The organism is Candidatus Amarolinea dominans (assembly GCA_016719785.1).
GTDB lineage: Bacteria > Chloroflexota > Anaerolineae > SSC4 > Amarolineaceae > Amarolinea > Amarolinea dominans.
On the sequence record JADJYJ010000019.1, the window covers coordinates 1 to 26,207 of the forward strand.

The window sequence follows — 26,207 nt, forward strand, 5'->3', positions numbered from 1 at the left end:
TGTATTTTTCTGGACGAGGCGGTGAGCGGGGCGAAATTGGATCGTCCGGCGCTGGATCGGTTACGAGACCGAGAAGGTGAAGGCTGTTACCAGGTGGTGATCTGCCTGAGTCCAGATCGGTTGGCGAGGGTGTACATGTTGCAGGTGCTTCTGCTGGAAGAATCCCGGCAAGCCAGGATACAAATGTTGTTTGTGAACCAGCCTCCGGTAGGTGATAGCCCGCAGAGCCAACTGTTGTTCGGCATTCAAGGGTTGTTTGCCGAGTATGAACGGGCTGTGATTGCCGAACGGATGCGGCGAGGGCGTCTGCATTGCGCACGTCAGGGAGCAATGGTCAACGCAAAGACCCCATATGGGTATGATTACGTGCCCAAACAGGGAGGGAAGGCGGGCGTTGGAAATCAATGCCGAAGAAGCCAGGGTCGTGCGTCAAATTTACGCCTGGTATACCCAATCCGAGCCGATGACTATTCAAGAAATCACAGATCGCTTGAATCGAGACGGCCTCCAACAGCGTCGCAGGAAGTGCTGGCGCAGTAGCCTGATTGGAAACATCCTGCGACAAACCCAATATACCGGATTGGCTTACTACAATCGCACCGAAAAGGTGTATCATGAGGTGGGGCGATTGCGTAAAATTGGGCATGGCAAGCGTCTTTGCCCGGTGGTATGCTTCGCCCCACAGAAGAATGGATTGCCATTCCCGTCCCCAGCATTTTGGACAAGGATATCTGGCGCATGGCACAAGAACGACTGAAAACGAACCAGCGATTCTCAATGCGCAACAATCGCAACCACCGCTATCTCCTAGCGGCTTGTTGATTTGCGCCACTTGTGGCCATACACTCACCGCCCGCGCTGGGAATGGCTATTTTTCCTACAGGTGGCTATGGCGATGTTCACCGTGCCCCCGATACGCCTGAGCATACCTGCCGCATTGACGGCAACACCGTTGAAAACCCTGGTTTGGAACGCAGTGGTGGAGCTTTTGAAAAATCCCAAACTGATTTCCCAAGCGTGGGGCTGCGATGAAGCTGCCAACATCGAGCAAGGTGAGAAAGAGCGGTTGGAAAATCGCTTGCGATCGCTCGACCGTCAGCAAGAACGTCTGCTGGACTTGTACCAAGATGAGCAGATCGAAAAAGCCATCCTACCTGGTGCGCAAACAACGTCTGGATGAGGAGCAAAAAAACATTCAAACGCGCCTTCTGCAAATCGAGCAAGAGGCCAAGTCCGAACAAATCAAGCAGGAATTGATCGAAGATTTCCAGCAATATTGCCAGCGTATCCAGGAAAACCTTGCAAATCCCAGCCCGGATTTACAACAGGAAGTGATTCGGTTGTTAATTGATCACGTTGTTGTCGGAAAAAATGAAATCGTGATCAAGCACATCGTCCCGACCGATGATGATTGTCGTTTGAAACCACAACGTCTTTGCGTTAAAGCATTTTCAGGTTAGTTGCGGAATTTGGCAAGTACGTGTTACAATGGATTTGCCACCGTTACTCGCCCTACGCAGAACCAAGGTCACGCTGCGGTGACGCTGATCGCTTGGATCGGACAATGGGGTGGCATGTCACCGCAGGCGCCCTTGTTTCGCGACCACAAGGAGTCAGAGTCATGAACCTCTCTCGTTTCCATTGGTTGTCGGGCCGACCCTGGATGCGCATTGCCCTCGTTGCCATCCTGCTGGTCAGCGCCCTGGGTGTCTCCGGCATTGCACCGACGCGCTGGGTTGGTTCAACCCCGGCCGTCGCCTATGCTGAGAAAATTGATGCTGGTGTGTGGAAGGCCCTGGACACAACACCCGACGGCAAGGTGCCGGTCTTTGTCAAGCTCAGCGAACAGGCCAACCTGCAAGAGGCGGCCGCTATTGAGGACTGGACCGCACGCGGGTGGGCCGTCTACAACGCCCTGCGCGGCACGGCAAACCGCACGCAGCCCACCGTCTTGGGCCAACTCGCCGTGGCCGAAGCGGCGGGCCATGCGTCAGCGGTCAAGTCGTTCTGGATTGTCAACATGGTCTCCGTCCTCGCCGATGCGACGGCCCTCCGCACCCTGGCGGCCATGCCCGAAGTCGGCGCCATTCTCCTCAACGCAAAACTGGAAGCCCCGATCGTCATTCCTGACGAGACCGTTACCGCGCCGGACACGGTCGAGTGGGGCGTGGCCAAGATTCGCGCCCCCGACGTTTGGACGACCTACGGTGTAACCGGCGCCGGCGCGGTGGCCGCCAATGTGGACACCGGCGTGCAGTACGATCACCCGGTCCTGGTGAACCACTATCGCGGCAATCTGGGGGGTGGGGTGTTCAATCACAACTACAACTGGTATGACCCCACAGGCGTCAGCAGCACCTTCCCGGCCGACGATAATGGCCATGGCACGCACACCATGGGTACCATGATCGGCGACGATGGTGGCGTCAACCAGATCGGCGTGGCGCCTGGCGCCAAGTGGATCGCCGCCTACGGCTGCTGTCCCAGCAATGAAGCCCTGCTGGAAGCCCAGCAGTTTATGGTGGCTCCCACGGACCTGGCCGGCAATAACCCGGATCCGAGCAAGCGCCCCGACGTGCTCAACCAGTCGTGGGGCGGCCCCGGTGGCAGCGAGATTTTCGAGGACGTGATTGCCGCTCTGCGCGCGAGTGGGATTTTTCCGACATTCTCGGCCGGCAACAGTGGTTCGAGCGCAGCGGATGGTTGTGGCCGCCTGGGCTCGCCAGGCGACAACCCCTCTGCCTTCAATGTGGCCGCGACCACCACCACCGACACCATTGCCAGTTTCTCATCCCGTGGCCCCAACCCGTTCACCGGCCAGACTGGCCCCAACGTCTCTGCCCCTGGCAACGGTGTACGATCGAGTGTTCCAACGAACGCGTACGCCGTTTACAGTGGCACATCCATGGCCTCACCACACGTGGCTGGTGCGGTCGCCCTGCTGATTTCGCTCGAGCCCAAGCTGCGCGGGCGTGTGGCCGAGCTTGAGGAACTGCTGCGCAAGAGCGCGCTGCCGCTCACCAGCACACAGACCTGTGGCGGCGTGCCCGGCAGCCAGATCCCGAACAATGTCTTTGGCTGGGGCCGCATTGACGTCAAGGCGGCAGCCGACCTGGTGTACCAGGCGGGCTACCTGCAAGGCACAGTCACCTCTGGCGCGATGCCGCTGGCGGGCGCCACCGTGACCTACAGCATGATGGGTAAGACGCTGACGACCCAGACCGACAAGAACGGCTTCTACAAGGTCGTCGCCGGCGCCGGCACATGGGCGATGACGGCCAGTGCTTATGGCTACCAGCAAGGTACCGCTCCCGCGGTGGTGGTCGTGCAGAACGGCACCACCGTGCAGAACTTCAACCTGACGTCCTTGGGCAACTTCACCGTCAGCGGCAATGTCAACTACGTGATGGATGATGGTGTTGGGGGCGGCATTCCAGCCTTGATCCTGGTCAAGAACGAAGCCCTGGCGGCCCCGGTCTTTGCAGATGGCAGCGGCAACTACAGCCTGTTGGTGCCGCCCGGCACTTACACGATCGAAGCGCAGCATCCCGGCTATGTCACTGGATCACAGAGCGTGATCGTGGCCGGCAACACGACAGCCAACTTCACGTTGACGGCGCTCGCGAATTACACGTGCCTGGACAACCGCCAGCCTGGTGGTCCGCTCTATGAATGGATTGATGCGACCGATGGCACCGCGTACCCGTTGGATGATGATGCAAGCTCGGCCGCGATTACGCTGCCCTCGGCGTTCACCTACTTCGGCACGGCCTACACCACGTTCCGCATCAACTCGAACGGCTTCGTCTTCTTCGGCACGACCAACTACACCACGGCGCACATGGTTCTGCCCTTCGAGGGCCGGCCAAACACCGACGTGATGGCGTTGGGCGAAGACCTGAACCCCGCTCTCGGCACCCAAGGCACCATCTACGCCAAGGCGGTTGGCAACCTGTATGTCATCGAATACTACCAGGTGCAGCACTGGGCGAGTGGCTTCCCGGAGACCTTCGAGATTATCCTGGATCTCACCTCTGGCGCCATCACCTACCAGTACAACACCCTGAGCTGGCCCAATTTCACGACCGTGGGTCTGGAAGACTCCGCGGGGGCTGTTGGGCAGCTCTACTCGTATCGCAACTCGGCCAACCTGGCGGCCGGGCGCGCCGTGCGCTTCACCCCCGCAACCGGTACAGCCGTCAACTGGGGATGCGACCACGCGCTCTCCCTCACCATCGCTGATGACAAGGATCCGGTGAACGCAGGTGAGACGATCACCTACTACATCCACTGGAACAACATCGGCTTTGGCGCCGCGCCTGGCGCCACGCTGACCGCGACGGTGCCGCCGAACACGACGTTCCTTTCGGCCGATGGCGGCATCACGCCGGCGGGCGGCGTCCTGACCTGGAATTTGGGCGCTCTACGGCCCAAGTCCGAGGGTGGAGCCTGGTTCAAGGTGCAAGCCATCGTCGGGCCGACCGCTTCTACCACGGCCACACTGGCCGACACCAGCGGCCAGAGCCGTGCCGCGACCGATACCACCACCATTCGCCAGCCAACGGCTGTGCAGCTCGATACGTTGGCGACCGCGCCGGATGCCGTCCGCTGGGCGCCCCTGGCCGGTTTGCTGCTGTTAATGGCAGGCGCGGTGGCGCTGCGCCGTCGCACCGTTCGGTCGTAAGGTAACCCGTCCCCGAAAATAGTTGTTCTTTCGCTTGCAGAGAGACCGGGTTTTGCACAAAAACCCGGCCTCTTTGTGCCTTGCGCACGGTGCCCACCCTGGACGACTGGCAGCGCCTGCTCCTTGCCTCACCGCCACAGGACACCACCCACTAAGCCTGCGCCTGAAAGCTGCCAATGCCTACGGCGTTGGCAGCTTGTTGACGCCGTAAAACCCTATACTTCCCTATACCGATATTTCGTGCTTTCCTCGATCAGCTTGATCTCGGCCGCAGTCAGGTCGAACAGCGCGTAGACGCGGCGATTGAGGTCCGTCTCCAGCCGCACGATCTGCGCGGTCAGATGATCGTGCGCCGCGCACCGCTCAGCCAGCCATGCCTCCCACGCGTCGCGCTCCTTCAACGGGATGTCGCGGCGAAAAACCTTCTGCACCTCGCCGCGCAAACCCGGAAAGTCGAGCTGCCACCAGGCGGTGAGCTTCTGATTCAAAGGTGCGATGACCCCATCCTTGCCCAGCGTGCCCAAGTCTGTCAGAACGCGATGTCGCACCTGGCGGTGCAGAGCGTAGCGCGCCTGCGCCTGCGCCGTGATCTGCATGGCCAACTCGCCGATGGCATCGCAGTCGGTCGCGGGCGCGTCGGGGATGGGGAGACGAGAGACGAATTGGGCGGAAAGCGTGTAGCGCAACATGCCCTTTCGCTCAGGATTGGGGGCTGGGGGGCCGACCACACCCGTCGCAAGACCACGAGTCAGGACTGATTACGTTCTGATTACGCTGTGAAGAGGGAGTGATGGCGAAAAACGTAATCAGTGGGGATGACTGATTACGTTTGTTTTTGAGCCGGGCGCCGGGGTCAATTCTCGCTCCTGCGACCCGCACACCCCGCTCTCCGGCAAATTGTCATCTCGTCTCACCTGTGTTATACTTGCCCTCACGTCAAACAAGTTGAAATTTCTCGCCCCAGGCCCCGTTGTAACACTCTTGAGACACGCACAAAACCAATCAGTCAATCAGATGCCCAACTCAAGCACGGGCACCACCTCTTTGGTAACGCCATCGAGTCACGCCGCGCCTCATCTGGCCGCGCGCCGCCGCGCCCCACCCAGTATCCTGCTCACCGTCATTCTACTGGCGCTGGCAACCCTGGGCTGCTCCGCGGGCGGCGCCTTGTCACTCCTGCCACGCAGCGCGGCCACGGCCACCCCAACCGTCACCGCCTCCGCCGGCCCCACGCGTGTGCTGATTGCCACCTTTACGCCGACACCCTACGTGCCGCCCACCGTCACCCCAACCCCAACCGTGCCGACGGCGACGGTGACACCCACCGACACCGACACGCCCACCGCGACGCCGGAACCGCCCACGCCCACCCCAACCCCCGTTGCCCTGGCGCAGCCGCTGGCAGAGGACACCAACGCACGCAGCGGCCCCAGCGCCGATTACCCCATTGTAGGCAAGATCCAGCCAGGCGCCACCTATGACATCGTCGGGCGCAATGACGACCCCGACCCCAACCAACGCTGGTGGTACATCTGCTGCGTCAAGGGACGCCGCGCATGGGTCAAGGCCGATCTCGTGACCATCAACGGCGATGCCGCCGGCGCTCCAGTCAGGCAGGAAGGGCCTGCGCCCACCCCCACCTGGACCTGGACGCCCACCCTGACCCCAACCGTGACCTCGACACCGGTGCCGCTCTTCTACCGCGCCATCGGGCCGCAGTTTTACCTGACCAACAACACTTTCCTCAAAATCTGGGTCAAAGTCTTCTTCGCCAACGGCGACCCCATGCCCGGCTATCAACTAAAATTGTTCCGCCGCGAGGGCGTAGGTCAACCCATCGGCACGCCCACGCCGGTTTGGACCGCCACCTGGACGCCAACTCCAACCGGCGTCTGGACGCCCGCGCCCACCGCCACGCCCACCGGCACGCCCGATGTGTCCCAGTCGCCCTGGACGGACATCAGTTCCGCAGACCTGTCCAAAGACGCCTTCTCCTGGTCGCAACCGCCCGGCTTTGGCGACCGGCAGGCGTTCAATCTCGAATACACCCTGTTTGCGCCCGGCAACGGCACTTACATCGCCTACCTGGCCGACACCGGCGGCCATCCTGTTTCCGAGCAGATTCCGTTCACCACGGACGCGGCCAATCCTTACCGGGAGGTGTACATTGGCTTCCGCCACATCCGCTGAACACGGTACGCCGGCGCAGAATCGCCGCACCGCCAAGCACCCCGGTCGCCTTACCGCCGGACAGCGTCGCCTGGTCGGCGTCCTGACCCTGGCCCTCGTCGCGCTCTTGGGCACCATGGGCTGCTCGCTGACCAGCCTGATCCGGCTCTTTCCGCCGCTGACACCCTCGCCGACACCGATCGCCTTTCTCACCCCCGTCCTGCAGCCGACCTTCACGCCCACGGTCCTGCCGCTTACCGATACGCCGTTTCCGCCCACACCCACCATCACGCCGACGGCGACCGATACCCCCACGCCTGGCCCCACACCCACCGCCACTTCCACCGGTGAGCCAACCGCCACGGCCACGCCCGGCCCGATGATCCTGGTGCCGGTGGCTGAGCTGAACGTACGCACAGGTCCGGGCACCGACTACCCCCTGGCCGGAACCATTCGCCAGGGCGAAACTTACGACATCGTCGGTCGTTCGGCTGACTACGCCTGGTGGCGCATCTGCTGCCTGCCCGATGCCAGCCTCGCCTGGGTCACAGCCAGCCTGGTGCAGGTCAGCGGTGATGCCACCGATGTCGAAGTAGTCACAGTGGAACCACCGCCAGCGCCGACCTTTACGCCGGCGCCGCCAACCCTCACGCCGACCATCACCCCGACGGCCACCGAAGCCGTTGGCTTCGACGTCGAAGGCATCGAGGAATTCCCCAACTGGGGCAACAACTGGCTCAAGGTAGGTGCGCAAATCAAGGCCAACAACGGCGCGCCGCTCTGGGGCTACCGCCTGATGTTCGTCCTCGAGGGTCGAGGTCAATCATGGGTCAGCCCGCAGGTTTCTGACAGCAGTTGGGGCTATTCCGCGCCCAATCGGCTAACCCCCCTGCCCGACGCGCGCCTGGTCAACCTGCAGTTCGACACCAACGGCTTTGCCGAGCTGGGTGATAACGTCTGGCAGGTCTACGTGGTGGACGGCAGCGGCGCCCGTCGTGAGTCCAGCATCGTGCGTCTCTACACCAGCGCCAGTCAACCCAAGTGGTATCACATTCGCTTCAAGCGCCGTTTCTGAAGCGATTTGGCTGGCCGTACGGGAGGCTGCGGTTATGGGCCTGCCTGTGGCAGCGTACTGCTTGCGCGGCCTTGGCTCTCTTCTCCTCTCCACACAGTGGAGAGGAGAAGGGGCCGGGGGATGAGGCGAGGCCGCATTTTCATCGTTAACCGACGCGATATCTTGTTTTTCACGAGAGGAGCATACCAGTCATGCCATTACCGCGCTACCGCGTTCTCATCCCCCTGGCCTGTGCGCTGTTCTTGATCGTTGGCTGCACCGCACCCGGCGGCCAGTCGCCGCAAACGGTTTCCCCGCAGCGCACGCTGGTGCCGACCTTCACCCCGACTGCGGCCAAGCCCACGGCTACCCCCCTGCCCCCGGAACCGACAGCCGTTCCCGCGACACCTACACCCGCAGAACCGTCCACCGCCACGCCGCTGCCCGCCACACCAACACCGCTGCCCAAACCGCAGGCGGTCATCACCCTCAACAATCTCAACATTCGCAGCGGGCCGTCAACCAGCTATCCCAGCATCGCGCGCGGCGCCGCGAATCAGCGTCTGGAAATCACCGGGCGCAATGCCGACAGCAGTTGGTGGCAGATTTGCTGCGTCAACAGCAAGAACGGTTGGGTTTCCGCTCAATATGTGCGCGTCGAGGGCAGTACCGGCGCCGTCGAGGTGGTCAAAGACGTCGCGCCGCCCCCCACGTCGGCGCCGCAGCCCACCGCCCGGCCACGGCCCACCGCTCAGCCAACCACTCCACCGGCCGCGGCCACCATCTTCGTCCAGACTGGCCTGGAAATACGCGACGCGGATGACACCAACTTCGGCATCGTCACCTTCTGGGGTCGCCTGGGCAAAACCGGCGAAGCCACGCCCTACAGCGGCGGCTACAAGCTCCGGGTCAGCGCGCCCTCCGGCACGCAGGAGGTTCCGTTCGGCGCCACCTGGCAAAACGCCAACCCCGGTCAGCCCAGCGAATTCAAATACAACGCCAAACTCGAACTCCCGCGCACCGCGGGCGCATTCCGCGCCGTCGTCATAGATGGCAGCGGCAAGGAAGTCTCTGATGTGATCAGCGGCAACCTCAAAGACAGAACGCACGATGTTCTGGTCACATGGTGGAAACGCTGATTCACAGAACGGCATTGCCTACGGACGACGTTCGCCCTGCACCCCCGGGCAAACGTCGTTCGTTTTGGCGCCTGGCGAGCGAACAACTCTCACCGGCCGGTCGTGCTTTCATCCTCAGTGGTTTACTCTTGCTTGGCCTGGCCCTGCGCGTCCAGCGGCTCGATTTTCAGCCACTCTGGTGGGACGAAGGCTACAGCGTCTGGTTTGCCACCCACACGTTGGGCGACATGCTCGCCCTGACCGCACAGGACATCCACCCACCGCTCTATTACGCCCTCCTGCACGCCTGGATCGCCCTGCTCGGCCCGGCGCCGCACACGCTGCGCCTCTTTTCGGTCTACGTCAGTCTGCCGGCCATTGCCCTGATCCCCGTGGCCGCCCGGCGCCTGTTGCCCCGCCCGCGTTCGGCCACCGCGACCCCTGCCCTGGTCGCCGCGGTGCTGGTGGCGCTCAACCCGTTTCATCTCTACTACAGCCAGGAAATCCGCATGTACGGCCTGGTCAGCAGCCTGGCCCTGCTCTACTTGATCCTGGCCGCGCCCTGGCTTGGCCCAACCGCGCCGCGGCCGCGCACCCCCCGCGCATGTGTGGCCCTGACTCTGGCGACGGCCGCGCTGGCCTACACTCAGTATTACGCCATCCTGCTGCCCCTGGGCGCTTTCCTGGTCGTCCTTTTCAACCGGATCAAGCGCCGCGGGCAGAGCAGCGCGACGCCTGACCCCAGCCTGCGCAGCTTCATCGGTGCGCACCTGGCCGCCGCGTTGCTCTATCTCCCCTGGGTAATCTACGCCGCCCCCAAACTCACCACCTACGTCGCCTACAAAGTGACCCAGGACGCCGATACCCCGCTTTCACTGGCCGATTACGTTGCCCGTCATCTGACCGCATTCCTCATCGGCCATGCCGCGCCCGCCGGGCTGGATACACTCGCCCTGCTCGCCCTGCTCATCCTGCTCGCCCTGCTCATCCTGGCCGGGCTGAGCGCGCAACGTTCCCACGACAGCCCTCCGGGCCTCTCGCTGCTGGCCGTGGCACTGGCTTGCGGATTCCTGCTCAACCTGCGCTTCCCCTTCGCCCCCTTGCGCGGTGAACGTCTGCTCAGCGCGCTTGCGCCCGCCTTCTGGCTGTGGCTGGCTGCGGTCATCGCCCCAACAACCAACCCATCGCCGCCTGGCCGCAGCGCCCGCCTGCTCCGCACCGCGCTCAACCTCAGCCTGGTGTTAGTCACTGTGCTGGCGTTGATTCGCTTCTTCACCATCCCGCGCTACGCCAACGACGACTATCGCCCCCTGATCGCGGAAATGGCCGCGCGTGGCAGCGCCGCCGACATGGCCTTCTGTGTCTATCCCTGGCAAGTTGGCTATCTACGCAGCTATCTGCCCCACGGGCCGCAGGCGCTTCTCAGCCCTTCCGCAGCCTGGGACGATTCAATCAGCATTTCGCTACACGAGAGGCTCCGGCAGGGGCAACAGGTCTGGTTTCCCGCGCACCTCAGCCTGGGCGGCATCCTGGAAACGCAAATCGAGGCCAGCCTGATGCAGCAGGGTTTCCCGGTGCTGAATCGCTGGATCAGCCCAAGTACGCGCCTCACACTGTTCGTGCCGCCCGCAAGCGCAGGGCAAACCGCGCCCGGCGCACGCTTCGGCGCCTGGCTCACCCTGACCACCGCGCAGGTGAGCAGCCAGCCCGTGGCGGCCGGCGCCGGCGCGCTCCCCATCAGCCTGACTTGGCGCCTGTCCGAACATCCGCCCGCAGGCGGCGCCTGGCAGGTGCGCCTACGTTTGAGCGATCGCCAGGGTGTCACCTGGGCGCAGCGCGACAGCGCGCCGGCCAACGGTCAACGGGCCTTCGACCAATGGGAACTCGACCGACCGGCCGCAGATCGCCACGCGCTGTGGATTCCCGCGGGCACGCCGCCGGGCCGCTATGACCTGCGCGTCCAGGTGTACCAACAGCAAGAGGGTCAGGCCGACCGCCCGCTCGACATCCTGAATGCGCAAGGCCAGGCGCAGGGCGTTGAATGGCTGCTGGCCCAAGTGGAGGTTGCACGGCCACAGCCGCCTCTCGACCCGGCGCGCCTGACGATCGCGCAGCCACGCAACCGGCGATTGGGATCGGCACTGCGCTGGCTGGGCTTCGATCTGGCGGCCGGCCCCTGGCGACCGGGCGACGACCTGCCGGTCAGCCTGGCCTGGCAGGTGACCCAGGCGCCCGCGTATGACTGGCGGGCTTTTGTGCAAGTGCTGGACGCCCGCGGCGCCGTGGCGGCTGCCTGGGAAGGCCCCCCACTGCCTGATCTGCCAAGCCAGCAATGGCAAGCCGGCGACCTGCTGCGCACGCCGCTCATGGTGCGCCTGCCGGTCGCGCTGGCCGACGGTCGCTACCGACTGATCGCCGGCCTGTTCGACCCGGTCAGTGGTCTGCGTCTGATCCCGACCGGTCAACGTGACGACTACTTGACTGTAGCCACGGTGGAGATCAAGAACCGGCCCCATCAGATGCAGGCGCCGGCGCCGGCGATCGTGCAGGTGGCGCAGTTTGGCAAGCAGGCGCGCCTGCTGGGCTATGACCTGACGCCGACCGCGGCGCGGCGCGGTGATTCCGTCATCCTGACGCTATATTGGCAAGCCGGCGAGCCATGGGCGCGGCGTGCCAGTGTGTTCGTACACCTGTTGGCCGCGGACGGGCAGACGGTCACGCAGGCGGACAGCGAGCCGGGCGCAGGAAGTTTGCCGACGACCGGCTGGCTCAGCGGCGAGTATCTGACCGATCGTCATGTGCTGCGCTTGCCGGACTCGCTGCCGTCAGGCGCCTATGATGTGGAAATTGGCTTTTACTTCGATGACCACACGCGCCTGCCGCTGATGGGGCCTGATGGACTGGCGAGGGCTGAGCGGCTTGTGCTGAACACAACACTCGTGATAAAATGACAGCAAGCGCGTGCAACTTCGTGCGGCGCCGTGCGTAATGGTCATCGCGGCGCACTAGCGTGTATGAAACAAAGGAGTACGAAAATGACAGAGGAAAGCAAGACAACGGACAAGACCACGAGCGGCGGTGTGCCACCCAAGGGTGACCTTTTTGCCGAATTGAATCAGATGGGACAAAAGCTGGGCGCGGCCATGCAGACCGCCTGGGAAAGCCCGAAGCGCAAAGAACTGAGCGACGAAGTCCACGACGGGCTGATCGAGTTCGGTAAGCAGGTTGACGCAGCCGTCAAGACGGCCCGCGACAGCAAGCTGGGTGAAGAAGTACGCGAGACGGCCGAGAAGGTGGTGGATGAAGTCCGCCAGAGCAAGGTGCTCGACGAGATCCGCGACGGGATGCTGGTGGGTCTCAAGCAGATCAACGCACAGTTGGACAGGCTGATGGGGCGCATGACGTCGAAGCCGACCGACGCCCCGGCGGCCCGGGCCACGGAAACCGCAGCGGCTGAGACAGTCGAGGTGGTGGAGGCGCCGGCCACATGGCTGCAAGATGCCCTGGATGCCGAGGCGGCAGCCGGCGGCGCGCCGAAGAGCGATTGACCACCTGAGCAATCACCCATGTACAAGGAAAGCGGAACATCGAAGGATGCTCCGCTTTCGCGTTCAAGTCAATTTGCCAAATCTCCCGCAGTTCCTGTAGGTCCGGTCTCCTGGCCGGACGACGTTGGACGAGGGAAGCAAGCTCTGCCGCGGAGGCCGCTGTCACGCCGGAGACGTGACCTACGGCTTGGGCCTGTCACGCGACAGACGGCGTTGTCACGCCGGAGACGTGACCTCGCGCAGACGGCGTTGTCACGCCGGAGACGTGACCTACGGCTGCGCCCCAGCGGTCGTTGCGCCCAACCGGCAGTTGAACAAACTGTCATCAGTCTGGCGCTGCGTGTTCCTCGATTTTCATCTTCTTCTCAACCAGACGTGAGATAATTTGCCAAATGGCCCGCAGGTGTTAGACTTGCGAGCATTCGATACCCATTCGTACGTACCGAAAGGATTTCCATGACTCTGCGTTTTCCACGCCTGCTTCTGATCCTCACTATCCTGCTGATCGTTGTGCTGACCGGCGGCGCGTTGGCTCAATCCACATCGCCATCCCTGCGCCCGGCCGCGTTACCCCTGGCGCACACTGAGGCTCCACGAACACTAGACATCCTGGGGCAGATCGGCGGCCCCAGCTATGCGGTGGACGTCGTCGGCGCCTATGCCTATGTCGGCATCGGCCCGCGCCTGGTCATTCTCAACCTCAGCAACCCGGCCAACCCCACGATCGCGGGCCAGAGTGCAGTTCTACCGGACATCGTGCGCGCTGTGCAGGTGGTCAACGGCCTGGCTTATGTGGCGGACGATTACAATGGCGGCCTGCAGATCATCTCCGTCAGCAACCCAACCGCGCCGGTGATTGTCGGCTCTTACAACACGCCAGGCGCGGCCTATGGCGTGGCCGTGGTTGGGACGACGGTCTACGTGGCCGACGGCAGCGTGGCCAAGGCGCTGCGCATCATCGAGGTGAGCAATCCGGCGCAGCCCATCCTGCGCAGCAGTATCAGCCTGATCGGCGATCCACGCCAGGTTGCGGTGGCCGGTGATCTGGCCTATGTCGCGGCCGGTTACAGCGGCGGCCTGCAAATCATTGACGTTTCCAACCCACTGTCACCGACGCTGCGCAGCGTGCTCGATACGCCTGGCGCCGCGTCCAGGGTGCGCCTGGCCGGCGGCCTGGCCTACGTGGCCGACGGTGAACGCGGCCTGCAGATCGTCAACGTGGGCAACCCGGCCGCGCCAGTCATCCTCGGCAGTTACGACACCTACGGCGCGGCCACGGCGGTCAGTGTGGTGGGAACGCTGGCCTACATCGCTACCGGCCTGCCCAACGGCGGCGTGGAAATCGCCAATGTGGCGAACCCGGCCGCGGCGACGCGTCTCGGCGTCTATTATGGCAACAGCGCAGCCAATGATATGGCTCTGCTTGGCTCGATAGCCTACCTGGCGAACCAGGACGGCGGCCTGACCAGCGTCAACGTGGTCAGCGCCGCCAATCCAGCGGCCCTGGGCACGCTGCGTGCGCCCGGCGCGGCGGCGCGTGTGGCGGTATCCGGCAATCGTGCCTACATCGCCGCCAACAACGGCGGGCTGCATATCGTTGACATCAGCAACCCGGCCGCGCCCGCGCGCCTGGGCGGCCTGGACACGGTTGGCACTGCGCTCGGTGTGGCGGTCAGCGGCAGCTTGGTGTACGTGGCCGATGGCTACGCGGGCCTGCAGATCATCAACGCGGGCAATCCGGCCAACCCGCTGCTGCTCGGCACATATGATTCGATCGGTTACGCCAGCAGTGTGCAGGTGGTGGGCAACCTGGCCTATCTTGCTGATGGCTATAACGACGGCTTACTCATCATTGATGTCAGCAACCCGGCCAGCCCCGTGCGCCGTGGCAGCTACAATACCCCGGGCTACGCGGTGGACGTGGCCATCGCCGGCAGTCTGGCCTTCGTGGCTGAGGGCAGCACGGGCGTCTTGCAGATCATTGATGTCAGCAACCCGATCCTGCCCGCGCTGCGCAGTCAACTGGCCGGCTTTTTCAACGCCTACGCGGTGGCCGTGGAGGGCAGCATGGCGTATGTGGCGGAGGGAGGCAACCTGCGCATCGTAGATGTGAGTAACCCGGACAGCCCAGCCTTGCGGGGTTCATACAACACGCCCGGGTGGGCTGTCGGCGTCGCGGTGAGCAACAACCTGGCCTACGTTGCGGACGGCCGCGGGGGCGGCGTCCAGGTCATCAACGTCAGCGCGCCCAGCGCGCCGCAGTTCTACGATGGTCTCGCCATCCAGGCCGGTTATGCCACTGGCGTGGCCGTGGTGGGCGACCTGGTTTACCTGGCGGACCAGGAGGGCGGCCTGTATGTGCTGCGGCGCACGGATCCGCCGACCCCGACGCCGACGAACACGCCGACGATTACGCCGACCGCTACCCGCACGCCCACGCGCACCGTCACACCGACGCGGACGGTCACACCGACGCGGACGGTAACGCCGACTGCCACGGCCACCAGTTCACCCACGCCGAGCGCGACCCCTTCGCCGACCGCAACGGTGACGCCCACCGATTCGCCAACCGCAACGGTGACGCCCACCAGTACGCCATCTGTGCGGCTGCGCTATTTCCCCTATCTACCGTGGCGTGGGCGTTAGTCGCCAGCCTGGCCGGCACGCGCGCAACCGCATGCGCCGCTGACGTTCAACGCGGTGACCCACATGCCTGAAATGGCGTCAAAAGTAAATGAAACGTCGCACGTTCCCCCGCCAAATTATGTGATGAAGGAGAATCAATCGTATGGCAGTTCGTAGTGCACAAGCAACCTGGAATGGAACATTGAAGGAAGGCAACGGCACGATGAAGGTGGGCAGCGGCTTTTTCGAAGGGCCGTTCACCTTTGCTTCACGCTTCGAGGAAGGTAAGGGCACCAATCCCGAGGAATTGATCGGCGCGGCTCATGCGGGCTGCTATTCGATGTTCCTGTCGGCCCTGCTGACCAACGCGGGCTTCAAGCCGAACCGCATCAACACCACGGCCACAGTGTACCTGGGCGCCGGTCCGACAATCACGAAGATCGAATTGAACACCGAGGCCGATGTCCCCGGCCTGGACGAGGCCACCTTTGCGGAAAAAGCCGCCGCGGCCAAGCAGGGTTGCCCGGTGTCGAAGGCCCTGGCCAGCGTAGAGATCGAACTGACCGCCCGCTTGCTGGCGTAACCCGACCCGTTTGCAGCGGGTCGGACCCCTGACCAGGACGAGCCGGGGCTTACACAGAGACACCACGGCGCCAAGATGCTCACTCAGTCCTTTGCGGCTTTGTGTGAGAATTCATCGAAAGAGCCGGGTCGGCAGGAGTTTTTCCTGCTGGCCCGGCTCATTTTTCAGACAAATTATGACTGCATCCGGCGGCGGCTACGCCTGCTTGATGATCTCGGCTTCGATGTTGATGTTGACGTTGTCGCTGACGAGCCAACCGCCTGTCTCCAGCGCCACGTTCCAGGTCAGGCCCCACTCCTTGCGGCTGATCTTGGTGGTGGCCGTGAAGCCGGCGCTGGTAGCGCCCCAGGGACTTTTGGCGATGCCGTTGAAGTCCACATCCAGGGTGACCGGCCGCGTCAGGTCACGGATAGTCAGGTCGCCGGTGATGCGGCCGCGATCCGCGCTCAGCACTTCCATCTTGGCGCCCTTGAAGGTCAGCTTCGGAAAACCCGCCACATCCAGGAAATCGGGCGACTTGAGGTGACCGTCGCGCTGCGCATCACGGGTGTTGATGCTGGAAGCATCAATCTGCACGTCCAGGGCGGAATTCATCGGGTTCTTTTCATCGAACTCGACGACGCCGGTCACGTTTTCGAACGAACCATGCACGTTCGAGATCATCATGTGCCGCGCGGAGAAAACGACGCGCGTGTGTGAAGGGTCAATTGTCCAGGCCATAGTTCCAAGCTCCTTGTTGTCAGCTATGTTATTTAACATTGATTTACTCATGATTGAGTAATTTAATGTTAAACGATTTTGGCAACAAAAGGCGTGATTTTGATTACATTATGGGAATAATCTACGACATCGCCCCATCTTCGACGCGGGAGGGCGTCTGCTCACGCGTCGAAGCGGCAGCGGGGCGGCCGAGTTTGCGGCAGAGCGCGCCCAGGGTGCGTTGTTCGTCTGGGGTCAGGCTGCTCATTTCCTCGCAGATGGCCGCGGCGTGGAGTGGGAAAATGCGGCCAATGACTTCTTCGCCGGCCGGAGTGAGCGAAACGATGACCATGCGGCGGTCGTTGGCGTCACGCTCGCGGCGCACCAGGTCATTCTTCTCCAGGTTGTCAATCACCATCGTGATATTGCCGCTGCTCTTCAAGATCTTGCTGCCGATCGTGTTCTGGCACATCGGGCCGAGATGATGCAGCGCTTCCATGACCGCAAACTGGGTCGGCGTCAGCTCCGCGTGCGTGCCACGTGCATGTATCCGCGTCATGAAGGAGTCTGACGCGCGCTGCAGCTTGATGAACGTGTCGAGGGCCAATACCTGTCCCGGATCGCCTTCGAAATGCGTTGGCATACCATTTCACCTCAAATAATTTGATGTTGAAATAGTAGCACAAAAAATTGGCTTGTCAAGTGGCATTCTGGTGGATGAGTTCAAGTTGACGCACTGTCTCCCGAAAAGCATCCAGGATGTATTCCCACTCGAACCACGCATCGCCATCGCCCAGCTCGCCGTTGTTGAAACGGCGGTCCTACTCTATGTTCACCATTCCGATATCTGCGCCAGCAATCGGTATGGTTCCCGGCACATGCATGACTACCCTGTAGACCCCGGCCGGAAGGTCAGCCGGCAGGGTCAGGTCGAGCTGGCCGCGCACGATTTCGCCTGGCTGCCACTGTGATGAGGGATAGCCGGCGCTCGCCAACGGCCCCGCTTCGCTGACCACCTGGCTGCTGGCCGGGCCATCGAGGCTGACGGTCATCTGCTGGCCCTGCATGGGCGTAGCCACAGCTTGCCAGAAAAGATCGAGGTGCAGGATGTCGCCGCGGCGCAGCGGGGTTTCCGGCGCATGGCTGAATCCGCGCGGGTAGTGGTTGTAGCCGAGGAGGATGACATCGCCAAGCTGCCGGTCAACGACGGTTTGCATGGTGAAGGCTGCCCGCGGCCAGGGCGCATCCGGCCGGGTGACCTCGATGAGGCCCAGGTCAACAAAGTCAGCGTCTGAGGTGCGCAGGCGAACGCCGGTCGCGGCGTCGTACAGGCCGGCAATCAGGCGATAGCGACCGGGCGGCGTGCCAGGCGCAATCAACAGGCCGTGGCGGTCCTCGATCACCTCGCCGGGCTGCCAGGTGGAGGTTGGCCGGCTCTCCCCCGCGGGTTCGGCGTCACGCTGCGCCCACACCTGGTCCGCGCCGTCGAGGAGCTGCAGGAAGACCTTGTAGCGCTGCGCGGTAGCGGCCTTGACTTGCCAGCGCAGGGTGATTTCCAGCACCTCACCGGACGGCAGCGCGGGGACGCTCAGCGCCAGTCCGGCCAGATCGGCCAGGGGGGCAAAGGTCACGGCCAGCGGCTGCATGGGCGCTGTGGCCTGCGGCAGGCTGTAGATGACGAAGCGCACGTTGCCCTGCCAGGCGTCCTGCACCTTGTAGGCATTTTGATCGAGCCAGGTCTCGACGATGCGCTGCGGATCGCTTTCATCGGTGGCCCAAAAGAGGGCGTAGACGCGGCGCTTGCCAGCCAGGTCGCGTGCCAGCGTGGCGGTGGTCTCGGCGGCCAGCGGCGGGCGCTGCGCCGGCAGCGCCAGGACAGGGAGATCGCCCCGGTAGTAGTAGGAAAAAACGTCACGCTGGCCGGGCGCATCGAGCAGAATGGCGTCCTGGGGTGTCGCCAGCGCGTTGATGGTGCGCACCATGCCGCGATAATCATCGCGGGCAAAGGCAGAGTCGGTGTAATAGACGTTCAGCGCCAGGGCCGCGCCCGCGCTGACGCCAACCAGGCCCAGGGTGAGCCAGGCCAGCGCCAGCCAGGCGCTACGGGTGGGGGCGGCCCCGGTGACGCGGGGGGTGCTGCGCAGAAGAGCCAGCGGCAGGAGCAGGCCGCGGGCCAGCAACAGGGCCAGGGCGGGGCTGGCGATCAGTAAGAACTTGAGATAGGCCTCTTTGAACAGGCCGAACGCCAACATCAGGCCGAGGGGCGCCAGCAGCCAGAGGACCGGCACGACCCAGGCTGTCCAGGCGCCGGGGGGCGCGTCGGGAGCGGCGGCCATTGGCGGTGCGGCGACCGTGGGGCGCGGCGGGCGCCCCGACCGGCGCCGCGTGGCCGCAGATCCGGCTTTGCGCGCCGGCGCGGCCGCGGGTTGCACAGGCGGTTGCGCGGCGCGGGCGCGGGCATCCAAAACAACCGGCAGCAAGCCAAGCAGTAGGACGGCCAGCACCGGCCACAACCAGAGCGGGGCGATGGCGTCGGCGGTGGGGCCAAAGGCCAGCAGGCGCAGCGCGTTCAGGATCGCGCCGATGCCTTGCTGGCTGACGGCGGACGCGGGCCAGGCGCGCAGTCGTTCGATGGCAATGCCGGCCCAGGCCCAGAAGCCGAAGATGATGACCAGATGCAGGAAGAGCCAGCGCACGATGCGCAAGCGGCGAAACGGCCGCGCCCAGGTGCTGATGAGCCAGGCGCCATAGACCAGGTTGACCACGAGCAGCATGAGCGGAAACAGGTAATGGGTGTAGAGGCCCAGGATGGCCGTGACCGCGAAGATGAAGCCGGGCGTGGTGCCAATCAACGGCAGTTCGCGCCGGCCCGGCGACACTTCGATCATTTCTTGCTGTAAGAAAACGATAAAACTGGACACCAGCAGCGTTGCCCACAGGGTGAGCAGCGCGTACATGCGCGCTTCCTGGGCATAGTAAATATGAAACGGGGCTATCGCCAGCAGGAAGGCGGCCAGCAGACCGGCCACGCGGCCAAACAGGCGCCGGCCCAGGTCGTAGGTCAGACCGACTGTGGCCGCAGAGGCGAACACCGAGAGGCTGCGCAGTCCGTTCTCAGACAGGCCAAACAGCCTGACCCACAGATTGAGCAGCCAGTAGTAGAGCGGCGGGTGAATGTCGGCCGCGGCGGCCAGGCTGATGTCGCTCCAACTGCGCAGGGCCAGGCTGGCGCTGTTGCCTTCATCGGCCCACAGGCTCTGCGCATCCAGGCGCCAGAAACGCAGACCAACGGCCAGGGCCACGATGAGCCAGGGCATCCAGGGCGCCAGCCAGCGGTCGAGGCGGCGCAGCGAAAAGGGCGAAGATGAAAAAAGCGTCATGACGGTTGCGTCTCCGGCTATTCGATGATGAGGCCATCTATGGCAAAAGCGCCGGCCAGCAACACCTGGTGGGTTCCTGTCGGCACGCGGAAGGACAGCCGCGCCGGATCGGCTCTATCTGGCTGCAGGGCAATCGGCCGGCCGTCCACGCTGGCCTGCGGGTGGGCGGTCCCCCCAGGCGGCATGACCAGGGTGACGCGGCGGCCGTCCACGGTGAAGCGCAGGCTGGCGTCTGCCTCGATGCTGCGGCGGTATTGTCCAAGCACAGCGAGCTTATCGCTGATGGTTTGCCAGTTTCCTTCATACGTCAATGCCCAATGATCTTCCTGATGAAAGCCACGGCCGAGCTGCGGCGGTCGGGCGGTGTAGGTCGCCAACGCGTCATAGGCCGGCAGCGGGCGAAAATCGGGCGTGAGCAGGCGAAAGTAAGCCTCCGGTTTGCGCTCCTGTTCCCATTGGTCGCTGGCCCGCTTGAGGTACCAGACGTTGGCGACGCCCAGCCAGGGCCATTCGGCCTGCAGGCGCTGGTAGGCCAGGACGATGTTTTGCGCCTGCTCCCCCTCGCTGACCTGGCCGAAGCGCTTGTCCGGGATGTCGTCGGGCACGGCGTTCCAGTTCATCTCGCTGATCCAGATCGGCTTGGCCGCGTCGCCATTGCGTACCATCAGGTCGCGCACGAAGCGCGGGCGGCTGAAGTTGATGACGCGCGGGTGCATGCGGCGGTCCGTCGGGCCAGACCAGAGGCCGTAGCCCTGCATCGCCAGGATGTCGAAGTAGGGCGCGGCGCCGGCATCATACAGGCGCTGCAGATAGACCAAATCATTGAGGCCATAGGGCGGGGTCGGCGTCAGTTCGATGGTGGAGGCCAGCGCGCCCAAAATGATGACGACGTTGGGGTCGGCGGTACGGGCACGCGTCGCGCCCACTTTGAGCAACTCTGCGTACTCCTCCGGGTTGACCGGCCGCTCGCCCCACTCCGGGTAGATGTTCGGTTCGTTCCAGAGCTGGTAGAAGCGCACCCGGCCCTGGTAACGGCTGACGACGGTTGCTACGAAATCGCCGTAATCGGCGAAGTTGTCGGGGGGCGCGTAGGTGCCGGTCGCGTTGCCGCCGCGCCGCGTCCACGCGGGCGGGTTGCTGAGACGCACGATCAGTTCGAGATGGTATTTTTCGGCCAGGGTCACGATGTGGTCGTACTTGTCCCAGGCCGAATGATCAAATTTGTGATCCCAGAAATCGCCCTTGCCGCTGATCTCGATATCTTCCCAGGGAAATTCCTGGCGCAGCCAGTGAAAGCCCGCGTCGGCCGCCAGCTTGACGGCCAACTCGCGCTTTTCCGGCTCCACCTCCTGCTCCAGGAAGACGTTGACGCCAAACGGGTTGACGCCGGCAAATTGCACGGGCGTCAGATCGGCCGTCTGCACGGCGGGCCGCAGCAGGCCGGCGCTGACGTCGCCCAGGGCTTTGAGCTGGGGCAGGAGGTCTTTCTCCCCGCTGAGGTTGACGAGCCAGGCGCGTAACGGCTGGCGCCAGACAAAAAGCCCCGCCAGCAGCAGTGCCAGCAGGGCCAGGCCGGCGCAGAGCGCCCGGCGGCCAGTCAGGAAAGACAGGCCCGGCGCTCTGCGTTGGTGCGGTGAGTTGTTCAGTTCTGGACGAAGTCCACGTTCGCCTGCTGGCATTTACCATCCCCGGCGACGCCATCCGTCTTGACGGTGGCAATGACGGACGAGCGCCGGCCACCATCCACGGTCCAAACGGACCAGGTACCCTCGCGCGGTCCATCGAACTGAATGATGTGCGTGTAACCGCCCACCTTGCCGGCATCGGTGCCGGTCAGATATGACGCCACGGGTGGCCCGTCGGGCGCGTAGGAGAAGACCACGGTCACACCGTTCTTGCCCGCACCGCTCCTGTCCAGCACTTTGCCTTCGATGTAGGTGATACCGGAGTTGGGGAAGCAGCGTGTGTTGCCAACCCGATAGGCATAGGCCGGTGGGGCGGTTGGCTGCGGCGGCGGTATCGGGGTAGCGGTTGGCGCCGGCGCCCGCGTCGGTGCGGCCGGCGGTGGGGCAATGCCGCTCACAATGGGCACACTGCCCACGTTGCCTTCGACGCGCACCAGGTCGTTGATGATCCAGCCCTGCTTGCCGGAGACACAGCACACCTGCCACCAGGTGACGCCATCGTTCTTGCCGGTGATTTCAAGGCGGTTGCCGCGCAGGACGCGGCCAACCAGCGGGTAGCCGGTGCCAGGGCCGGTGCGCACGTTGGCCGATGGCGAGGTGACAACCGCGGCCGGCTTGGCCTCAGGGGTGTTGGTGGGCACGGCCGTGGGCGGTTCAGCAGATGTCGGCGTGGCGGTCGGTTCCGGCGTGGGCGTCTTGGTCGGCGCCAGGGCCGGGGTGGGGGTCCAGTCCGGGGTCGGCGTGAAAGTTGGCTGGGGCGTGCGCGTGGGAATGGGCGCCGGGGTGGGTGCGGCGCCGCAGCCGCTGAGCACAAAGAGAGCCAGGAGGGAGAGCCAGGCAATTTTCGACAAACGGTTCATCCAATTTACCTCATTGATGATTCTCATGTGATTTGCGGGGCGATTCTACCATCAGGCCGGAAAATCCCCAAGATGGCAGGACACGTGCAGATGCCCGATTCTACAGGGCATGAGCGACAACCTGATAGAACGATTGGCTCTGCGTTGCGGTTCCCTGGGCCATGTCTGCGAGCGCGACGCGGTGATCCAGGGCCGGTCTCAGCGCCTGCGGCGCGGGACGCGGGGCGCGGATGTGGCCGACGCCGGGCGCAGCGCCGGGCGCAGCGACGGGCGATAAGCAGGCGCCAGAATTTCGATCTCACGGCTGCGCCCCGGGTCGAAGACGCGGGCGTGAAAGCGCGTTTCCAGGGGCAGGTTGTCAATGGCAATCGTGAAAACGGTGGGATACCGGGTCACGTAGCGATAGTTGATCAGTTGAAAGAGCTTTTCGGTGGCCCAGGGAGTGACGCTGTGTGCGCCCAGGTCATCGAGCACGAGCAGATCGGCCTTCTTGATCTGTTCGAAGCGCTCATCCAGCGACACCGTGCTGGCCGGGTTGAACGCGGCGCGCAGGTAATCCAGTAAGTCGGGCACAAAAACGAACATGGGCGCGGCGCTGTAACGCTTGAGGCGCTCATACGCAATGGCCGCAGCCAGGTGAGTCTTGCCGCAGTGGTAGGTTCCGGTAAAGATCAACCAGCCTTCCTGGTTTTCGGCGAAGCGTTGAGCCACGGCCAGCGCCTCGGCCAGGCTGGCGCGCTGTTCGCCCATCAGTTCATGGTTGCGCAGATCGAAGTTGTCGAAGCGCTGATTTTCATGCAGAGCCAGGCTGTTGAGATCGAGCGAGTCGTAAGTCTTGTTGGTCTGGCGAAAATCGGGCGCCAGGATGTCTATCAACTCGCTGATTTCGGTATCAGCCAGCCGCGAATGCACGCGTTCGTCCAGGTCTTGCAGGCGCATGTTGGTGGTGATGACGGTAGGTAAACGGGCATTGTAGCGATGATTGATGATCTGGTACAGCTTTTCCTGCGCCCAGGGTGTGGTGCTGTGCGCGCCCAGGTCATCCAGGATCAGGAGCGGGGTGCTGCGCACCTCCTCGAAACGCTGATCGAAGGTGACGTCGGACTGCGGAGAGAACGCCGCGCGCAGGTAATCCAACAGGTCTGGGGCGACGACGAAGAGCACCGGTTGACCGCGCGCCAGGCGCACGTTGGCAATGGCCGCGGCCAGGTGGGTCTTACCGGTGCCATAGCTCCCGTGCAGAACCAGCCAGCCGACGGGTTTCTCGGCAAATGCGCGCGCGTGTTCGTAGGCATGGCGCAGGGTAGCCCGTTTTTCTTCGGACAACGACACGCCGTCCGGCAAGAAGCGCTCGAAGGTCAGGCGCTCCAGTTGGCCCAGGTTGCTGACCTGGCGCAGGTGTACGGCCCGTTCCCAGGCGGCGTTTTTCAGGGTGCAGATGCAGGGTTGCGCCTTGCCAAAATCAGGGTCGGAGATGGGCACATCACGCAGAACGAACCCGGTCCCGCGGCAAATTGGGCACACATCAGCGCCCGCGGCGGCGCTTTCGCCAGACTTAGCGGTCGTTGGGTGATCCTGCGCTACACGCGTCAGAATATCAGCCAGGCTTTTCACTCGTCACCTCATCACCTCTTGCGTGGTGCAGAAAGCGCCGCGCATCGGCAGTGTCTCATCCTCAGTAATCGAACGGATCGGACCGTTTTCCAAGTTTCTTGGCTTTTTTAGGGGCTTTGGCCGCAGCAGATTTGGGGCTTGGGGCCTTGCGCTCCGGCTTACGTTCCGGCATAGGCGCTTCACGGCCCTCGCTGGCCCAACGTTGCAAGATAGCCTGCACATAACGCCAGGTGCGTTTGTTACGCACGACCGCTTCACGAAACGCCGTTTCCAACCAGTCGAACGGATACTCGCGCTCCGCAAGACGCAGTTCATCGGCCAGCAAAGGCTGCAGCAGGCCAATGTTCTGTTCGTAGAGCACGAAGATGTTGGGACGTTCGGCGCGCAGGGCGCGGTCTCCCAGCAGCGGATCGTCGAACTCCGGCATGATGCCGTTGCGCACCTGATGTTGCAGGGTGCGCCCGGCCTCATCATGCACAAAATACCAGTCGGCGCGCTCGCCAGCGTGCTCAACCACCAGGTGCAGGAGGCTGCCGCGGGCCACTGCCCGTTCCAGCCCATCCAGGATAGCGGCGCTATCGGGCAGGCTGCTGCGCAAGCGTGTGTCGGTCAGCAGATCCTCCTGCGTGATGAAGCGCAGGCTGCTCGGCTTCTCGCTGGCGCGCCAGAGGCAGTGCAGCGTGACTTTGAGTTCAGCCAGGTGATCAATCAGCGGCAGCAGATCGGTGAAGGCGAACTGCGGCAGCGAGACCTGGGGCAAGTCGCCGGCCGGAAAGCCCGGAAAACCCTTCATGGCCGGCGCTCAGGCATGTTCATGGTGTAGGCCTCCGGATCCAGCGGTTCGCGCACCATTTCGAGGTCGCGGAACTGCGTCAATTCCTTGTGAAAGTAGAGCGACACCGTGCCCACTGGGCCGTTGCGATGCTTGGCCACCATGATGTCGGCTATGTTCTTGCGCTCGGTGTTCTCGTCGTACATATCCTCACGATGGACAAAGAGCACAATGTCGGCGTCCTGTTCGATGGAACCGCTCTCGCGCAGGTCGCTGAGGATCGGCTTCTTATCGGCGCGCTGCTCCACGGCGCGCGACAGTTGGGACAGGGCCAGCACCGGCACTTTCATCTCACGCGCCAATTCCTTGAGCGAGCGCGTGATGTAGGAGATTTCCTGCACGCGGTTTTCATTGCGCGTGGCCTGGCCGCGCATGAGCTGCAGGTAGTCAACGACGATGACGTCCAGCCCGTGTTCGGCGTGCAGGCGCCGGGCCTTGGTGCGCATTTCCAGCGCACTGACCGCCGGCGAGTCGTCAATGAACAGGTGGGTGTTAGCCAGGACGCCCGCGGCTTCCATCAGGATGGGCCATTCATTGTCGTGGACATCGCCCAGGCGCAGGCGCTGCTGGTCAATGCCGGTCTCTGAGGAGAGCAGACGCTGCACCAACTGTTCGGCCGACATCTCCAGGCTGAAAAGGCCACGCGCTGGCCGTAGCGCTTGGCCGCGTTGGCCGCCACGTTGAGAGCCAGGCTGGTCTTGCCGGCGCTGGGGCGCGCCGCCAGGATGATGAGATCAGACTTCTGCAGGCCGCCCAGAATTTTGTCCAGCAGCTTGAAGCCGGTCGGTACGCCGAGCACTTCGCCCCGATGGCGGGCCAGGTAGTCAATTCGATCCACCACGTCGCCCATGATCTGCTGCATGGGCACCAGGTCGTGGCGGATGCGGCGTTCAGAGACGTTGAAGACGATCTGCTCGGCCTCGTCCACCACCTCATCCACCTCGCGCGACTCGTCGTAGGCCAACTGGGCAATCTGCCCGGCCGCGGTGATGAGACGGCGCAGGACCGCTTTGCGCTCCACGATGTGCGCGTAGTGCTCGATGTGAATGGCTGTGGGGACGGCGTTGATGAGATCGGTGATGTACGCGTCCCCGCCCACCTCTTGCAGCTGATTGCGGCTGCCCAGTTCCTCGCACACGGTGACGAAGTCGGCTGGCTGGCGGCGTTCGTGCAGGTCCAGAATGGCCTGGTAGACCCAGCCATTCTTTTCGCTGTAGAAATCGTCGGCGCGCAGGAACGACGCCACCTTGATCACAGCGTCGGTGTCAATCAAGAGCGAGCCGAGGACAGCCTCTTCGGCTTCCCGGCTGGAAGGGATCAGTTTGTCCGGTGTGGTCATACCGTGATTGTCGTCCG

The 26,207-nt window shown here is 63.6% G+C and carries 20 protein-coding genes and 1 pseudogene; 12 read left to right on the plus strand and 9 right to left on the minus strand.

Annotation, left to right across the window (positions count from 1 at the left end):
- From IPM84_18645 to IPM84_18665, 5 genes are all read left to right on the plus strand, one after another.
- The coding region (locus IPM84_18645) for a recombinase family protein (protein ID MBK9094747.1) at positions 1 to 540 on the plus strand (540 nt) is incomplete at its 5' end.
- Positions 425 to 757 (plus strand): recombinase family protein, encoded by a 333-nt coding sequence (locus IPM84_18650; GenBank protein MBK9094748.1) that lies wholly within the window; start codon positions 425 to 427, stop codon positions 755 to 757. The genes IPM84_18645 and IPM84_18650, both read left to right, overlap by 116 nt.
- A 132-nt stretch (positions 758 to 889) precedes the next feature.
- A complete protein-coding gene (locus IPM84_18655) occupies positions 890 to 1,180 on the plus strand; it encodes a hypothetical protein (protein ID MBK9094749.1) in 291 nt (96 codons plus the stop codon).
- On the plus strand, positions 1,158 to 1,460 hold the full coding sequence (locus IPM84_18660; GenBank protein ID MBK9094750.1) for a hypothetical protein: 303 nt from the start codon (positions 1,158 to 1,160) through the stop codon (positions 1,458 to 1,460). Before IPM84_18655 ends, IPM84_18660 begins: the two co-directional genes overlap by 23 nt.
- Positions 1,461 to 1,621: 161 nt before the next feature.
- Positions 1,622 to 4,684 (plus strand): S8 family serine peptidase, encoded by a 3,063-nt coding sequence (locus tag IPM84_18665; GenBank protein ID MBK9094751.1) that lies wholly within the window; start codon positions 1,622 to 1,624, stop codon positions 4,682 to 4,684.
- A 215-nt stretch (positions 4,685 to 4,899) separates the two neighbouring features.
- On the opposite strand, the gene IPM84_18670 is transcribed toward IPM84_18665, so the two are convergent.
- Positions 4,900 to 5,373: a hypothetical protein gene (locus tag IPM84_18670; protein ID MBK9094752.1), complete on the minus strand. Its 474-nt coding sequence runs from the start codon at positions 5,371 to 5,373 to the stop codon at positions 4,900 to 4,902.
- A gap of 325 nt (positions 5,374 to 5,698) precedes the next feature.
- Between IPM84_18670 and IPM84_18675 the strand changes: the two genes are divergently transcribed.
- The 7 genes from IPM84_18675 (at position 5,699) to IPM84_18705 (ending at position 15,781) form a co-directional block, all read left to right on the plus strand.
- Entirely contained in the window at positions 5,699 to 6,874 is a 1,176-nt protein-coding gene (locus IPM84_18675; protein MBK9094753.1) for an SH3 domain-containing protein, read from the plus strand.
- Positions 6,852 to 7,928 carry an SH3 domain-containing protein gene (locus IPM84_18680; GenBank protein MBK9094754.1) on the plus strand — a complete coding sequence of 359 codons (1,077 nt, stop codon included), beginning with the start codon at positions 6,852 to 6,854 and terminating at the stop codon, positions 7,926 to 7,928. Before IPM84_18675 ends, IPM84_18680 begins: the two co-directional genes overlap by 23 nt.
- Positions 7,929 to 8,119: 191 nt before the next feature.
- Positions 8,120 to 9,046 carry an SH3 domain-containing protein gene (locus IPM84_18685; protein ID MBK9094755.1) on the plus strand — a complete coding sequence of 309 codons (927 nt, stop codon included), beginning with the start codon at positions 8,120 to 8,122 and terminating at the stop codon, positions 9,044 to 9,046.
- Complete coding sequence (locus IPM84_18690) at positions 9,031 to 11,976, plus strand: hypothetical protein (GenBank protein ID MBK9094756.1); 2,946 nt, start codon at positions 9,031 to 9,033, stop codon at positions 11,974 to 11,976. Before IPM84_18685 ends, IPM84_18690 begins: the two co-directional genes overlap by 16 nt.
- A gap of 84 nt (positions 11,977 to 12,060) precedes the next feature.
- Positions 12,061 to 12,573 (plus strand): hypothetical protein, encoded by a 513-nt coding sequence (locus IPM84_18695; GenBank protein ID MBK9094757.1) that lies wholly within the window; start codon positions 12,061 to 12,063, stop codon positions 12,571 to 12,573.
- A 456-nt stretch (positions 12,574 to 13,029) separates the two neighbouring features.
- On the plus strand, positions 13,030 to 15,219 hold the full coding sequence (locus tag IPM84_18700; GenBank protein ID MBK9094758.1) for a hypothetical protein: 2,190 nt from the start codon (positions 13,030 to 13,032) through the stop codon (positions 15,217 to 15,219).
- A 142-nt stretch (positions 15,220 to 15,361) separates the two neighbouring features.
- Positions 15,362 to 15,781: an OsmC family peroxiredoxin gene (locus IPM84_18705; GenBank protein MBK9094759.1), complete on the plus strand. Its 420-nt coding sequence runs from the start codon at positions 15,362 to 15,364 to the stop codon at positions 15,779 to 15,781.
- Between the two features lie 195 nt (positions 15,782 to 15,976).
- Here IPM84_18705 and IPM84_18710 read toward each other — a convergent pair whose 3' ends face one another.
- The 8 genes and pseudogenes from IPM84_18710 to dnaB form a co-directional block, all read right to left on the minus strand.
- Positions 15,977 to 16,501 (minus strand): YceI family protein, encoded by a 525-nt coding sequence (locus IPM84_18710; GenBank protein ID MBK9094760.1) that lies wholly within the window; start codon positions 16,499 to 16,501, stop codon positions 15,977 to 15,979.
- Positions 16,502 to 16,622: 121 nt separating this feature from the next.
- Positions 16,623 to 17,123 (minus strand): MarR family transcriptional regulator, encoded by a 501-nt coding sequence (locus tag IPM84_18715; protein MBK9094761.1) that lies wholly within the window; start codon positions 17,121 to 17,123, stop codon positions 16,623 to 16,625.
- A gap of 178 nt (positions 17,124 to 17,301) precedes the next feature.
- Entirely contained in the window at positions 17,302 to 19,860 is a 2,559-nt protein-coding gene (locus tag IPM84_18720) for a glycosyltransferase family 39 protein (protein ID MBK9094762.1), read from the minus strand.
- 17 nt (positions 19,861 to 19,877) lie between these two features.
- Positions 19,878 to 21,539, minus strand: coding sequence for a cellulase family glycosylhydrolase (locus IPM84_18725; protein MBK9094763.1), 1,662 nt, complete (start codon positions 21,537 to 21,539; stop codon positions 19,878 to 19,880).
- Positions 21,503 to 22,405, minus strand: coding sequence for an SH3 domain-containing protein (locus tag IPM84_18730; protein ID MBK9094764.1), 903 nt, complete (start codon positions 22,403 to 22,405; stop codon positions 21,503 to 21,505). The genes IPM84_18725 and IPM84_18730 overlap by 37 nt, the downstream gene beginning before the upstream one ends.
- Positions 22,406 to 22,603: 198 nt before the next feature.
- Complete coding sequence (locus IPM84_18735; protein MBK9094765.1) at positions 22,604 to 24,019, minus strand: ATP-binding protein; 1,416 nt, start codon at positions 24,017 to 24,019, stop codon at positions 22,604 to 22,606.
- Positions 24,020 to 24,080: 61 nt separating this feature from the next.
- Positions 24,081 to 24,812 (minus strand): DnaD domain protein, encoded by a 732-nt coding sequence (locus IPM84_18740; protein ID MBK9094766.1) that lies wholly within the window; start codon positions 24,810 to 24,812, stop codon positions 24,081 to 24,083.
- Positions 24,809 to 26,190 (minus strand): annotated as a pseudogene (gene dnaB, locus IPM84_18745) (replicative DNA helicase). Before dnaB ends, IPM84_18740 begins: the two are co-directional and overlap by 4 nt.
- Between the last annotated feature and the right edge of the window lie 17 nt (positions 26,191 to 26,207).